Annotated in this window: 11 protein-coding genes; 6 read left to right on the forward strand and 5 right to left on the reverse strand. The window is 59.3% G+C overall.

Annotated features, from left to right (window positions below):
- Nucleotides 1–23 precede the first annotated feature (23 nt).
- The 6 genes from M7Q83_RS06875 to M7Q83_RS06900 all read left to right on the forward strand — a co-directional run bounded on the left by M7Q83_RS06875 (nucleotide 24) and on the right by M7Q83_RS06900 (nucleotide 7,913).
- Nucleotides 24–1,121, forward strand: a complete 1,098-nt coding sequence (locus M7Q83_RS06875; RefSeq protein ID WP_298336734.1) for an NTP transferase domain-containing protein — start codon at nucleotides 24–26, stop codon at nucleotides 1,119–1,121.
- A gap of 195 nt (nucleotides 1,122–1,316) precedes the next feature.
- Nucleotides 1,317–2,288, forward strand: coding sequence for a ribose-phosphate diphosphokinase (locus M7Q83_RS06880; RefSeq protein WP_298336736.1), 972 nt, complete (start codon nucleotides 1,317–1,319; stop codon nucleotides 2,286–2,288).
- 59 nt (nucleotides 2,289–2,347) lie between these two features.
- Entirely contained in the window at nucleotides 2,348–2,872 is a 525-nt protein-coding gene (locus M7Q83_RS06885) for a 50S ribosomal protein L25 (protein WP_298336738.1), read from the forward strand.
- 18 nt (nucleotides 2,873–2,890) lie between these two features.
- Complete coding sequence (gene pth, locus M7Q83_RS06890; RefSeq protein ID WP_298336740.1) at nucleotides 2,891–3,469, forward strand: aminoacyl-tRNA hydrolase; 579 nt, start codon at nucleotides 2,891–2,893, stop codon at nucleotides 3,467–3,469.
- Entirely contained in the window at nucleotides 3,469–6,849 is a 3,381-nt protein-coding gene (gene mfd, locus M7Q83_RS06895) for a transcription-repair coupling factor (RefSeq protein ID WP_298336742.1), read from the forward strand. Before pth ends, mfd begins: the two co-directional genes overlap by 1 nt.
- 44 nt (nucleotides 6,850–6,893) lie before the next feature.
- Nucleotides 6,894–7,913, forward strand: a complete 1,020-nt coding sequence (locus M7Q83_RS06900) for a peptidylprolyl isomerase (RefSeq protein ID WP_298336744.1) — start codon at nucleotides 6,894–6,896, stop codon at nucleotides 7,911–7,913.
- Between the two features lie 141 nt (nucleotides 7,914–8,054).
- Here the strand turns inward: M7Q83_RS06900 and M7Q83_RS06905 are convergent, their stop codons facing one another.
- The 5 genes from M7Q83_RS06905 to M7Q83_RS06925 all read right to left on the reverse strand — a co-directional run bounded on the left by M7Q83_RS06905 (nucleotide 8,055) and on the right by M7Q83_RS06925 (nucleotide 14,558).
- Nucleotides 8,055–10,319: a xanthine dehydrogenase family protein molybdopterin-binding subunit gene (locus tag M7Q83_RS06905; protein WP_298336746.1), complete on the reverse strand. Its 2,265-nt coding sequence runs from the start codon at nucleotides 10,317–10,319 to the stop codon at nucleotides 8,055–8,057.
- Nucleotides 10,320–10,466: 147 nt separating this feature from the next.
- Nucleotides 10,467–10,772, reverse strand: a complete 306-nt coding sequence (locus tag M7Q83_RS06910) for a septum formation initiator family protein (RefSeq protein ID WP_298336748.1) — start codon at nucleotides 10,770–10,772, stop codon at nucleotides 10,467–10,469.
- Complete coding sequence (gene eno / locus M7Q83_RS06915; protein ID WP_298336750.1) at nucleotides 10,769–12,055, reverse strand: phosphopyruvate hydratase; 1,287 nt, start codon at nucleotides 12,053–12,055, stop codon at nucleotides 10,769–10,771. Before eno ends, M7Q83_RS06910 begins: the two co-directional genes overlap by 4 nt.
- 101 nt (nucleotides 12,056–12,156) lie before the next feature.
- A complete protein-coding gene (locus M7Q83_RS06920; protein ID WP_298336752.1) occupies nucleotides 12,157–13,467 on the reverse strand; it encodes a MazG nucleotide pyrophosphohydrolase domain-containing protein in 1,311 nt (436 codons plus the stop codon).
- A 344-nt stretch (nucleotides 13,468–13,811) separates the two neighbouring features.
- A complete protein-coding gene (locus M7Q83_RS06925; protein WP_298336753.1) occupies nucleotides 13,812–14,558 on the reverse strand; it encodes a hypothetical protein in 747 nt (248 codons plus the stop codon).
- Between the last annotated feature and the right edge of the window lie 155 nt (nucleotides 14,559–14,713).

Raw genomic sequence — 14,713 nt, forward strand, 5'->3', positions numbered from 1 at the left:
CTAAAATTGGAGAGGAGGGCATATTGGCGCTTCGTTATGCGATGGTCCTTGCCGCTGGCAAAGGAACACGAATGGCATCTGAGAGGCCAAAGCCGCTCATGAAACTCTGTGGAGTCTCCATGTTGGGGCATGTGATGCGTGCGGTGCTCGGTGTTGATGAGCTTGAGCGTGTCGTCGTGGTGGTCGGCCATCAGGCTGACCTGGTAGAACGTGAGTTACGCGGAGCCACGCCCAGTGCCGCTGAGATTGTCACGGTGCGCCAGCCCGAGCAGCGCGGCACTGGCGATGCCGTGTCAGCCGGTCTCTCGAGATTGCCGGATCTGCTGCCCGGCGTGGGAGGATCAGGTTCGGAGGTGGTGATACTACCGTCGGACACTCCCCTGGTTACTGCGAGCACACTGCGCGAGCTTGCCAAAACCCATGCCCAGGCTGGCAATGCGGCGACGATTCTCACCATGGAGGTGGCGGATCCATCCGGCTATGGACGTATCGTTCGCACCGCTAAAGGCGCGGTGAGTGGTATCGTCGAAGACCGCGACCTCGTCGGTGAAGAGGTCGAAATTCGTGAGGTGAATACGGGCATTTACCTCTTTGACCTAGCCGTGCTCCCGGTTGCCATTCGACGCCTTGCCCCGTCGAACTCGCAGCGAGAGTACTATCTCACCGACACCATCGGTCTGCTTGCCCAGGCTGGTTATCAGGTGGGGGTTATGCCGGTGGCTGATGCGCACGAGACCCAAGGGGTGAACGATTTACCACAGCTTGTCGAGGCAGAGGAGATCATGCGAGAGCGAATCCTTGCTCGACACCTCAAAGCTGGAGTGATGATGGTACGGCCAGAGACCATTACGATCGATGCCGAGGTGGAGATCGGCCGGGGGAGCACGATCTGGCCCAACACGCTGTTGCTTGGCCGCACGAGAATCGGCGACTCGGCGGAGATCGGTCCTGAGTCAAGTCTCCTCGACAGCGAGGTCGGGGACGGGAGTCGGTTGGTCAGGGTCGATGCCACTGGAGCAGTGATCGGTGCGTCGGTGCAGGCAGGTCCGTATGTGTCGATCCGCGAGGGAGCCACGGTACCAGATTACGCGGTAGTAGAACCCTTCTCTCTTTTGAAGTGAAGTAAGCGAACGGTTCAGCCGTTGGCTCCAGAGACCGATCAGAGTAGCGTGCGCACGTTGGGATGGTGCTACGTCGACACGAGCGGGTGCGCACGATAACCTTCTTGGCCCAGGCAACCGGCTGGCTGTATCGAGGAGCGGGTACTATGGGTTGGGATTGCGCGATTGTCGGTGCAACGAGGGAAGGAGCTTTACATGGAGTTGGTCCCAAGGAAGCGACTTGAACTCTTCTCGGGTCGAGCTCATCCTGAGCTGGCTCGCGAAGTCGCTGACCATTTGCAGGTCAAACTGGGCGAGCTGACGTTGCGCGAGTTCTCTGATGGTGAGATCTACTCTCGGTTCGATCAGTCGGTGCGAGGCAAGGATATCTTCTTGCTCCAGTCGCATGCTGGCCCGGTGAATGACTCGATCTTTGAGCAGCTCATTATGGTCGATGCGGCCAAGCGTGCCTCGGCAAAACGTATCACGGCGGTCTGTCCCTACTATGGGTATTCGCGCCAAGACCGGAAGGCCTCGGGGCGTGAACCGATCACCGCAAAGTTGGTGGCTGACCTATTCAAGGCTGCGGGTGCGGATCGCATCATCTCTGTCGATCTGCACTCAGGGCAGATCCAGGGCTTTTTCGACGGACCCGTCGATCACCTCACCGCCACCCAGGTACTGACCGATTACCTGCGAGCCCAGGACGTCGGCGACTTAGTCATCGTCGCGCCGGATGCTGGACGGGTCAAGGTTGCCGAGCGTTACGCGCAGAAGCTACAGGCTGGTCTTGCGGTTGTGCATAAGAGTCGACCAAAGGGTACGGCGAATGTGGTGAATGCCCTCAACGTCGTCGGTGATGTTGCAGGCAAATGTTGTGTCATTGTTGACGACATGATCGACACTGCGGGGACGGTGACGGCCGCTGCTGATCTGCTGCTCGGTCGCGGTGCGAGCGACGTCTGGGTGATGGCAACCCACCCCATCCTCTCGGGCCCTGCGATCAAGCGGTTAACCGATTCGAGCATCTCTCGGGTCATCGTTACCAACACCCTGCCATTGAGTGGCGATCGTCTTGTCGATAAAATTGAAGTTGTCTCGATCGCGAAGGTCATCGCCGACGCGATCGCCGCCGTTTTTGAGGACGGATCGGTCTCCGAGCTTTTCCATGGAGATAACCTCTCCTGAGAGTTGGCTAGCTGGAGCCGCTATGCTCTGTATGTTGTTTCCCACAAAGTGAGGTTTGCGTGGCAAAGGTTATTGCCTATGAAGGTAGAGAACCAGGAAGTGCGGAGAGTCGTCGTCTGCGCGCGGCCGGGAAGGTGCCAGCCGTGGTCTATGGCGGCACCACAAAGGTTCGGAATCTTTTTGTGGATGCCCACGATTTTGAGACCGCTCTTGGCCATCGGGTGAACGTCGGTGCATTGATGGAGCTTGAGGTGGCCGGCAAGGTCACCACGGTGCAGCTGCAGGAACTGCAGCGACACCCAGTTCGCCGCAGTCTCAGCCATCTGGACTTTCTTGCTATCAATGTCCGCGAGGAGATGGAGGCGACGATCGAACTTCGCTCGGTGAGTGAAGAACTTGAGATGGAAGAGCCGAGCCTTCGGGTTCGAGGCCATGTCAAGGATATCCCTGACTTTCTCGAGATCTCGCTGGAGATGCTCGATGAGGCTGAGACCTTCACCGCTGGACAGATCCCACTCCCCAAAGGGGTGGTACTGGTCAGTGACCCTGAGACCATCGTTGCTCGCCTGGCCGACAAGCTTTAGTCACCCATCCTGCGGGAGGTGAGTAAAACAGTTTTAGTCGTCGGCCTCGGTAATCCGGGCTCTCGTTATCGTGGCACCCGTCACAATATGGGTTTTGCCGTCGCTGATGCTTTGGCCAGCGACCTCGGCATTCTGTTGTCCCGTCGCCACCAGGGGTTAACCGGGACCGCACGCCTTGGGGAACAGACCGTGCATCTGCTGCTTCCCCAGACCTTTATGAATCACTCAGGTCTCGCCGTCGCTGAGTTTGTCCGCTATAGCCCCGTCGAGTACCCAGATGGTTTGATTGTCATCCATGATGAACTCGATCTCGAACCAGGAGTAGTTCGTATCAAGTTGGGGGGCGGTCTCGCTGGCCACAACGGGCTAAAATCGATTGCGCATCTCATCGGCACACAGAACTTCGTTCGCGTGCGGGTTGGCATCGGTCGACCTACGGATCAGTCTGCAGTCGTTGACTTTGTGCTCGCTCGCCCAAAGCCCGAGGACCGAGTCGAACTCGATCTTGCGGTGCAACGGGGTGTCGATGCAGTGCGTGACGTGATTGAGCTTGGCCCGGAGCGAGCGATGACCCAACACAACCAGCGGGCCCGCTGATGAGCTCGACAGTGCTTGCCAAGCTGATGGAGGGTCTGGGAAAGAGGCTCGATCCCGAGCTGCTCGGTGCTGCACCTGCAGCGTCGGCGGCAATCGTGGCCCAAAGCGCACCCGGTGACCGCATGCTGCTTGTCGTGGCAGGTGAGGCCGAAGCCGAATCGATCGCCTATGACCTCGCTACGTTGGCGGATGGCTACCAGAGTTATTGGTTGCCAGCGTGGGACACCGTGCCCTATGAACGAGTCGCGCCATCGATGCGCACGACTGGACGTCGGTTGCGTGCCTTGGTGGCCTTGCAGGAGGAGTCCGAGTGGCCCGTGGTGGTGACAGCATCGGTGCGTGCTGCCCTGCAGCGCCTCGCCCCGAGCGCCCTTGGTCTTGTATGCGCTCGGCTTCGAGTTGGCGCGAAACAGTCGCAGGAGGAACTCATCGGCTTTCTTGTCCGGAGCGGCTATCTGCGAGAGTCGCAGGTGTCGAGCCCGGGCGAGTTCGCGGTCCGCGGGTCCATCGTTGATATTTTTCCGCCAGATCAGGACAACCCGATCCGCGTGGACTTCTTCGATGACGAAATTGATCGTCTTGTCGCCTTTGATCCGACCTCACAGCTCACGATTGCCTCCATCGAACACTGCGAGGTGCTTCCGGCAAAAGAGGTGCTCATCGACGACCCCTTGCGAAGGGGACTCAACGAGTTGGCCGAACAAGCCCCAGTCCTTCAGGACCGAATCAGCGAGTTGCTGGCGGGGACGAGTCCAGACCCGGTTGAGAGCCTTCTTCCGCTGTTGCTCGACCATGAGGCGACGCTCGTCTCAGACCTGCTTGGGGAGAACGACGTGCTGATCGTCGCCGGGGGCGCGCTACTTGAGGCTGAGTCGGTACGTATCGCCGCTGACGAGGAGTCGATGACGAGTGCGCTGGCACCGACATGGGGGATCGATGCAACGGACTCCACCACCGGCCTTCTCGCCCCCTTTGCGCATCTCCAGGCGAGTGCTGCGCGTCGGGTCGAGTTGCTCGATGGCGGTGTCGAGCCCCGACCCCTTTCGATCGATCACCGCGATATGGCGGGTTTTGTCGAACGCGTTGGTGCTCTGGTTCGTGGGGGCTCCCGAGTGATGGTGACCGCTGAGTCGCCAGCTCGCCTACGGGCACTCAACGCGACCTTTGCGAGCTTTGATCGGTATCCAGTGGTGCTCAAAAGGGAGGCAAATCCTCCTGAGGCAGCCGGTCTCTATCTTGTGGAGGGGATACGCCTCTATCACTCATTCGTCATCGAAGCGGCAAAGCTCGCAGTGGTGGCTGATGCGGATTTGGTGCGACCGTTGGCCAACCCGCAGCCGAGGCGCCAACGTCCAAGAACGATCACCTCGACGTTGGATGATCTCGCCCCAGGCACCCTAGTGGTGCATGAGACCTATGGTGTGGCGCGCTACGAGGGGATCGTCTCGCGATCCCTCGCGGGGGTCGAACGGGATTATCTCCTGCTTGAGTTCGGCGGGAAGGACAAGATCTACCTCCCTTCCGATCAGACCGATCGGATCACCCTCTACGTCGGTGGGGAGAACCCCGCGCTCTCGCGACTGGGTTCAAAGGAGTGGAGTCAGCAGGTCAAGAAGGCGCGCAGAGCGGCAAATGAGGTTGCACAGGAGCTTGTCGTCCTCTATCAGAAGCGGCTGATCACCGCTGGTCATGCCAAGGAGCCTGACACCGTTTGGCAGCAGGAGATGGAGTCGAGCTTTGGCTACGAGCTCACCCCTGATCAAGCCGTCGCCATCGAAGAGACCAAGAGTGATCTTGAGCAACCGGTTCCAATGGATCGGATGGTCTGTGGTGATGTCGGGTTTGGGAAGACGGAGGTAGCCATACGGGCGGCCTTCAAAACCATCCAGAGCGGGGCCCAGGTGGCGATCCTTGTTCCGACCACGATCTTGGCCCAGCAACACTATGACACCTTCCGTGAGCGCTTCGAGCCCTACGGTGTCAAGGTTGGGTTGTTGTCGAGGTTCGTAAGTCCTCGCGAGGTCAAGCGCTTGAAGGAAGAACTACGTCTTGGCACCCTTGATTGCCTGGTAGCGACCCACGCGCTGGTCTCGAAGGAGATTGATTTTCGACGGCTTGGACTCCTTGTGATCGACGAGGAACAGCGCTTTGGTGTGGCGCATAAGGAGTTCTGGAAGACACGCCATCCGGATCTCGATGTGCTGACCTTGTCGGCGACTCCGATTCCGCGTACGCTGGAGCTCTCTCTGGTTGGAGTGCGTGATATGTCGCTGTTGCGGACACCACCGCTCGATCGTCAACCGATCTTGACCCACGTCGGCCCCGATGACGATGCGGCGATCTCAGAGGCGATTCGTCGCGAACTGATCAGAGGTGGTCAGGTGTTCTATGTCCATAACCGCGTGCGTGATATCCAGTCGATCGCGCGCAAAGTCGCCGACCTCGTCGGGACGGCGCGCATCCTGGTCGCGCACGGCCAACTCCCCGAACACGAGTTGGAGCGAGTTGTCGATGAGTTCTGGCATCGTAAGGCTGACGTTCTTGTCTGCACGACCATCATCGAGAGCGGGATCGACCTTCCATCGGTCAATACGCTTATCGTTGACCATGCGGAGGATCTCGGGCTCGGGCAGCTCCATCAGCTTCGTGGACGGGTCGGTCGATCGGGGCAGCGAGCCTATGCCTACCTGTTCTATCCCCGGACCAAACCTCTTTCGGTGATCGCTCTGGAGCGCCTCCGAACGATCGTGGAGAATACCGACCTCGGGGCGGGATACCGTATCGCGATGCGTGACCTTGAGCTGCGCGGTGCCGGGTCGTTTCTCGGCGAGCGGCAGTCTGGCCATATGAGCGCGGTGGGCTATGAGCTCTACGTGCGCCTCGTCGCCGAGGCGGTGGCACAGATGAAGGGGGACGAGCGTATTGAGGTGCCCGAGATCAATATCGACCTTCCGATCTCGTACTCGATCCCAGTGGGATACGTGGCCGACGAGGCGGTGCGCATGGATCTCTACCGTCGTTTGGCCATCGCTCGAAATGAGGCTGAGGTGAAGGACCTCGCCAGTGAGCTGAGTGACCGATTTGGACCGCATCCTGGGCCAGTGGTCAACCTGATCGAGATGACTCGGTTAAAGCTTGCGCTCATCGAGCGGGGGGTACGTGAGGTAGGATCGCGTCGCTCGGCCAAAACCGGAACCATGGAGGTCTTTCTCAAGCCGATCCAACTTCGTCCTTCTGAGGAGGTTCGGCTGCGTCGAGTCGCTTCGCGTCCGACCTATCGAGCGAGTGAACTAGAGCTCGTGATCCCCTTCCGACCACGCGACAATCTGCTCGAGGTCGTTCGTGAAGTCGTTCTGGGTCCATCAAATTCGCCGTCCTAGCGTAGGCATAGTAGGCTAGGGAAGCTGTGAAGCCAAGGAGGAGTATGTCTCGAAGGTTGTTGAAGTTCCTTCCGCTTGTGTTAGGGTTTGTTCTTGCGAGCTGTTCGACCATCGGTTATGCCGCAAAGGTTGGCCCACAGACGATCTCCAATAGCCAGCTGAACACGGAGCTACGCGAGGTCTCGTCAAACTCGGCCTTTGATGCGCTGCTCTCAAAGAACAAGTCACCCGTCTTTGGACCAGGTAAGAAGAGCTACACCACGTTGTTTGTCGATAATATTTTGAATCGTCGTATTACGATCGATCGTATCCTCCAAGCCGAGCACCGACTCAATATCACGGCGACTCCACTAGAGGCACAGCTCGCGAAGGCACTCACGATCCAATCGGTCGGCTCTCAGTCCACCTTCACCGCTTTCCCGAAGGCCTATCAGGCACAGTTAGTCAGTGATACGCGAGCTATCGTCGCCATGGAGGCGTACTTGGCGAAGGTGAATCTGAGCACGGCCGGCGTCCAGGCCTATTATGCGAGTCATCACGGCAACTTTGTCGACGTCTGCTCCTCAGAGATCCTTGAGACCTCACCCCTTGAGGCGGATGCCGTACTTGCCAAGATCAGAGGGGGCCTCTCATTCGCGGCGGCCGCCAACCAGTACTCCGAGAACAAGAGTAGCCAAGCGAGCGGCGGTGCCGTCGGTTGTGGAACCATCTCCCAGTACGAGCAAGTTCTCGGGGCCAACTATACCCATGCGATTGAGACCTTGCCGATCGGTAAAGCTTCGCTTCCGGTGCAGATCAGTCAAGGGTGGTCGATCATCGAGGTCACTTCTCGTAGTCTGATTCCTTTCCATGATGCTGAACTGAGTGCCGCCAACGATGAGCTCTCGCACGGCTCAGCGTTACTCAACGACTTTCTCGCTCGCGACTCCAAAGTCCAACAGCTCAAGGTCAACCCAGAATACGGTCGTGTCAAGGATGTCGGCGGTGTCCTTCAGGTGGCACCAAGCAAGGGACCAAGTCCCAAAGCGTTGAGTCAATACTTCACGCCAGGGCTCGCACAGTAGCCAGCGGGCTCCCTCGTCTCGGTGCTTCTTTTTTCGGTGCTCTCTCGTCGTAGCGCCAGACGTTTGGGTCGGTGGTCGGTGCTACCCAACGAGGAGAGTTACTGCTCGGAGCCCGGTCGGTCCGATGCGGCGGCATCGCCCCTATGCACGCTCGGCGGCAGGCATCGTCGTGATGGCGCGCCAGACCTGTTGGGGGCTCATCGGTAGGTTGATGTGCCGGATACCGAGGTGGGCCAAAGCGTCGATGACGGCGTTCCAGACGGCAGGCGTCGCCCCGATGGTGCCAGATTCTCCGATCCCCTTTGCACCCAGCGGATTCATGAAGGTCGGCGTTTCTTGGTGAAAGAGATCGAATGAAGGCAGCTCGGCGGCCGAGATGATCGAGTAGTCCGCAAAGTTGGGTGTGAGCGGAGAGCCATCGGCCCCATACTGGAACTCCTCGAGGAGCGCCTGGGCTACTCCTTGGGCGATGCCACCATGGAGCTGTCCCTCCGCGAGCAGCGGGTTCAGGATCCTGCCTGCGTCGTCGACCGCGTTCAAGCTGATCAGGTGCACTCTACCGGTCTCAACATCGACCTCGACGACGGCAAGGTGTGCTCCAAAGGGGTACGTCGCATCCGCTGGAGCGAAGTCCAAGGTGACGTCGAGTGGTTGGTCCAGCTCGCGTGCTCGTCGTGCCAGGGTTGGCCAGTCGAGGGTGGTTGAGGGGCTGCCGTGGACGAAGGCGCCATCGGCATTGAGTCGGATGTCGGCCTCGCTGGCTTCGAGGGTCGCAGCGGCCACCTGCTTGGCACGGATACTGAGTTCGTGGGCAGCGCCAGAGACGGCAGCACCGCCTGTTTGGAGCGATCGCGAACCAAAGGTACCGACACCGCGGGGAACCAGGTCGGTGTCGCCGGTGATGACGTGTACCTGGTCGAGATCGACTCCTAGTTCATTGGCGACGAGCATTGACCAGGCGGTGGCGTGTCCTTGCCCATGGGGTGAAGTGCCTGAGTAGGCGACGATGACACCATCATCTTGGACCTCGACTCGACCATACTCGCTCGACCCACCGCCATTGGTGACCTCGACATACACGGCGATTCCAACTCCGAGTTGCAGGGGGGCTGCGCTGGCCCGACGACGTCGCTGTTCGTCGCGGAGTTGTGCATAACCGCCACGTTCGCAGAGTGTGCTAAGGGCCCTGGAGTAGTCACCGACATCGTAGTTGGCGCCGGTTGGCGTGGTAAGGGGGAAGTCCTCCTTCGGGATGAGGTTGCGTAATCGTAGCTCGACGGGATCCATGGCTAGTTCGGCAGCGAGGCGATCCATCATGCGCTCGATGGCTGCAGCGGCCTCTGGCCGCCCAGCTCCGCGATAGGCCGAGATCGGGGTGGTGTTGGTGGCGACCGATACGTAGGAGGTCTCTACGTTGGGAATCAGGTAGGTACCGGGCGCCATGAGGCAGGTGAGGGTGGGGAGCAGTGCCCCGAAGGCAGGATAGGCACCGCTATCTTGGACGATGCGCAGGCGGTAGCCGACAAGCTTACCTTCCTTGGTTGCTCCGAGCTCGAGGTACTGGATTTGGGCCCGTCCATGGACGAGCCCAAGCATTGAGCGAGTGCGGTCCTCGTGCCAAGTGATGGGTCGCCTAAGTTTGCGTGCCGCCGCGGCGATGGCGACGTCCTCTGGGTAAACCGTTACTTTAGCGCCAAAGCCTCCGCCGACATCCTGGGCCCGCACGACGATGCTCGATTCGTCGATATTGAGACACCTCACCAGGGTTCTTCGCAGTCCATGCGCCGATTGGGTCGAGGAGTAGACCACGAGGCGACCATCTGGCGTGGGGACTGCGGCCATCGCTCGTGTCTCGAGCGAACAGGGAGCGAGACGTTGGTTGATCAGACGTTCGGTGACGACTACATCGGCATCTGCGAAGAGGTTTGCGTTGGGACGATCGGGACTCTTGGCAAAGATGTTGGTGCTCCCAGGGAAAAGGGCGACGAGATCCTCCATCGACTGCTCGGGATCGATCACGGCCTGGAGCGGGTCGAAGTCGGCATAGACCAGTTCCGCTCCGTCAAAGGCCGCCTGAGGTGTCTCTGCGAGGACGAGCGCAAAGGGTTCACCCACATAACGGACTCGCTCGGTGGCGAGCACGGGACGGGCGCACTCTGGACGGTCTGGTATGGCTGGTGCGATGGGGGCGGCGTCGAGGTCCCCTCCACAAAGGACGTGGCGCACACCAGGCAAACCAAGGGCATCATCGGTGTTGACATGCGTGAAGGTCGCATGGGCAAAGGGCGAGGTGGCAAAGCAGGCATATAACGGGTGATCGAGGTCGAGGTTGGCGACGTACCGACCCTCTCCACGCAACAGCGCAGGGTCTTCTTTTCTGATGACGCGACTACCGAGAATACTCACCTGAGCGACTTCCTTTCTGGTTGTGGGCACAACGTTTGCGGCGGCACCCGAACGAGGTCGGGGCGCGAGACGGAGATCGGTCTTTGGTGTCGTCTGCGTGAGTGGGCTGACAAGACCGTAACAGCGTAGGAGGTCTTGTGGTGATCGTCAACTCTTCGGCGCCGGGGTTTGATAGAGGGGTGAACTCGGCAGGATCTGGTAGGGGGTTGACCCCGTTGGGTACATACCAAATTCATTGCGTGCAATCTGTTCGATCCACTGGGGCGAGTTTAACTGGGCCACGCTCTGTTCTAACTTGGTGTTTGTTGCCTGGAGTTGGTGGAGTTCTGCGGTGTCGTGGTGCTTAGTCGCGATGACGTTCAGCAGCTGACTCGTTGGAAGAACGGTCGTGGCGTAGACTACTACGCCCAGCAAGAGTGCTGTGATAATGATGACACGCCGCCGAACCTTCACTTGCCTCTCTTGACCCAATCGATATACCGTGCTCCTTCGCCTAGCATAGCTTCAATTCGGAGGAGCTGGTTGTATTTTGCGACTCTATCCGAGCGTGCGGGTGCACCGGTTTTGATTTGACCGGCGTTGGTCGCGACGGCAAGGTCGGCGATGAAGGTATCCTCGGTCTCGCCTGAACGGTGAGAGACGACGGTCGAGTAACCATGCGAACGCGCGAGTTCCATCGTCTCGAGGGTCTCAGTCAGCGTCCCAATCTGGTTAAGCTTGATCAAGATCGAGTCTGCAACTTTCTCCTTGAACCCACGCTCAAGCCGAATGGGATTCGTCACAAAAATGTCATCGCCAACGATTTGGATGCGACCGCGAAGGCGTTCCGTAAAGATCTTCCAGCCCTCCCAGTCCTCTTCGGCCATTGGGTCCTCGATCGAGATGATCGGGAAGGCGTCGACGAGTTGCACGTAGTAGTCGACCATCTCGTCAGCGGTAAGTCTTCGATCCTCTCCTTTGAGAAGATAGTGACCGTCGACGTAGAACTCGGTACTCGCCGGGTCAAGGGCGAGGGAGATGTCGACTCCGGGCCGTAGGCCAACCTTTTCGATCGCCCCGACGAGCAGTTCAAGTGCCTCCTGGTGCGAGTGGAGGTTCGGTGCAAACCCGCCCTCGTCTCCGACGGCGGTTGACAAGGATTTCGTCGCCAGTTCTGCCTTCAAGGCTGCGTAGGTCTGAACTCCCCATTGCAAGGCCTCTCGAAAGCTGACCGCACCATGGGGAACCAGCATGAACTCCTGCATATCGAGGTTGTTCGATGCATGGACACCTCCGTTGATGACGTTCATGAAGGGTACAGGAAGCAGTGTGGCGTCAACGCCTCCCAGGTAGGAGGTGAGGGGAAGCCGCGAGGCGTTCGCTGCCGCCCGGGCTGCTGCCAGCGACACCGACAGGATAGCGTTTGCGCCAAGCCGTGACTTGTCCTGTGTGCCATCAAGGGCGATCATGGCGCGGTCGAGGAGCCGCTGTTGACGAGCATCGTGACCAATCACTGCTCCTGCAATAGGGCCATTGACGTTGGCAATGGCCCGAGTAACCCCTTTGCCCCCGAAGTCTGGACCCCCATCGCGTAGCTCCACCGCCTCAAACCGACCGGTTGATGCACCCGAGGGTACGATCGCTCGTCCTCGTGCCCCACCGGCGAGTGCGACCTCCGCCTCAACCGTAGGATTTCCGCGTGAGTCCAGTACCATTCGGCCTGCTACCTGGGTGATTTCGGTGTCGTTGCGTGCCATCAACATACCTTTCATCTCATTGGATCTTCTCTCAACTTAGCATCCCGGGACGGTGCGAGCATCATCGGCAACACCGCTCGACGTTGGGTGGGTCGGCCGGGTTATGACGGAAGGATCCCCTCAAGGGCACGAGCAGCGTGGCGAAGGGCCTCCTCGAGATCGACGCCGTTGCCGAGCGCGGTCAGGGCCGCGACGACGAGGTCATTGGAGTCTGACCCTAAGACGACGGAGTCGTGCATGTTGTTCAGGATGTCGTCCGGTTTGAGCCCGAGCCCGGTGACCCTTCGATACGCCTTCTGCAGTCGTAGTGCCCCAGGCAAGGCCGCGGGCACCTGGTCGGGTGCCGTACCTTTGCGTTCCTCAGCCTTGATCGTCTCCCAGTTGGCGACGACCTGTTCTGCGGAGTCGACATTGATGTCACCAAAGACATGGGGGTGACGGCGCACGAGCTTTGTGCGAAGGGCCTCAGCAACCGATGCAAGCGTAAAATCACCGGCTTCGCTACCGATCTCGGTATGCATGAGCACTTGGAGGAGGAGGTCACCGAGCTCCTCCTCCAAGTGGGCAACGAGCAGCGGATCCTCATCAGTGGCGAGCTCGAGGTCATCGATGGCCTGTACTACCTCGTGCGCCTCTTCAAGGAGGTGTCGTGCCAGTGAGCGGTGGGTCTGTTCAGCGTCCCACGGGCACTCTTGTCGTAGCCGGTGGACGACGCTGATCAGGGAGGTCAGCTCGGCAAAGGGGGAAGCAAGACCGGTGATCAGGAGGCTGGTCAGATGGTCACACGCTTGGAGTGCGGTACTCGTTTCGTCGACGACAAGCACTCGCTCATCGGGTAGTCCGAGATGAAACAGCATCGTGACCGTACCGCCGCGTTCCGAGGCTTTGGCGGTGATCTCGGTTGCGATCATCGGATCAAAGCATTGAAGAGCGAGGAGCGTGTCACTCTCGATCGGGAAATTCGCTAAGAGATCGATGGCATCCACGATCTTGAGCCCATCGATGGGATCGATGTGGAGGCGCAGGGCGGCGTAGTCAAGGAGTCCCAGTCCATCTCCGATCTCGACGTCGATGCCAGGCTCTTTGAGGAGGAGCTGTACGCTTCGTTCGCCGATGGCCGGTGAGCCGGGGACGATATAGGCAATGCGGGTATTGCCCGCAACTGTGCTGAGGTCTACCAGTCGCCGCACGATGAGAGGATAGAGATCATCGAAGTTTTGGCTCTGATCGTAGAGATCGTCACAACTGAGGATTGGTACCGATGCGTCGACGACCTCAGCGAGTGCCTCCGACAGGCCTGGGTGGCGCAGAGTCCTGCAGACGACGGTAGTACACCCGTCGAGGGTGGCGGCGAGATTCTGCGGTATCGTCGTGGCGATCCCGGCTCCAACGAGGACAATGGTGGATTGCATGACCACCAGGCTACCGCCTTGGTCAGGCGTAATGTGACCGAGTTGTGCGTGTCTCACTCCACTAAGAGAGTTCGCATCCGCGGAGTTGTCAGGGCATCGCTCGCTCACGAGGGCAAGACGCGATGGGGTGCAAAAACTGACGCCTTGCTAAGGGACTTCGCGTCTTGCCGGGTCGTCTTAGCTGCGTAGGAAACCCAACAGGTGCTTGCGCATCAGGCGCTCTCTTGGTTCCATCATCAGGCACTATCTAGCAATTCGTCTCTGGCTGCGGGGCTTTCTGAGCAGACGGTGGCGCGCCGGATGGATGGAGAGGCGCGTTCACCGTGTGCGCGACGACTCGCCGACTATGCACGAGTAGTGGAGGGAAAGACTTGGACCCATTGTCTCCCTACGTTGGTTGTAGCCCAGACGATGGGGTGGAGGCGATGGTCACTAAACTTGGAGACCGTCAAGAAGCCGTGCAGCAGCGAGACAAACGCAAGGGTTGATCCACCGAGAGCAAATTGGGGTGCGACGATCGGGGCAACGGTGACAAAAGCGGCACCGCCATCGGTCGTGCGTTCCAGGACAGCCCCGGTCTCTCGTTGATTGACGACAAGCCGATAGGCGGTTTGGGCGTTCACGGGTGCAAAGGCATCTCCGATTGTTCCTGATGGCCACCAAAACCTGGTGAAGTGCCCGGTGAACGTCCCGGCACGGAGTTCACCGACCAGCATTCCCGTAGGACAGCTTGCCCAGATCGCCGGGGCACGAAGGTGGAGCGTACAGGCCGTGACGGAGACAAGGGATGGCCGCACCAGATCCACGATCGGTGCATTGCTCGAACGACTCAGTAACAGTTGCGGGGAGGCGCTCCGTGGTCCTGTCGGGTCTGCAACGACGATCACGCTGGGTCCCTGCGCCGCGAGAGATGGCTGTTCCAAAAAGGGGTAGGGCAGTTTTGGCAGAGGGAGCTGGGTCGCTATCACCCGATGAGAGACGAGCGATCGGCGCTCCAGGGAATAGCTAGCACACGCATTGGCACCATCACGATCCTGACAGACGCCCACGAGCGCGACGAGTGAGTGGGTGGTGAAGGCGATATCGAGCACCTGATCAGGCGACGGTGTTTGAACTAGTAGTATAATTATGTGGCGATTTGTGGAATGTTTATGGCGAAACGTACTATCCTGATAGTATGAAACTTTCGGAATACGCCGCTAAGAATGGGATCAAGTACAGAGCGGCCTGGAATAGATTTAAAGCC

Source organism: Ferrimicrobium sp. (assembly GCF_027364955.1).
Lineage (GTDB): Bacteria > Actinomycetota > Acidimicrobiia > Acidimicrobiales > Acidimicrobiaceae > Ferrimicrobium.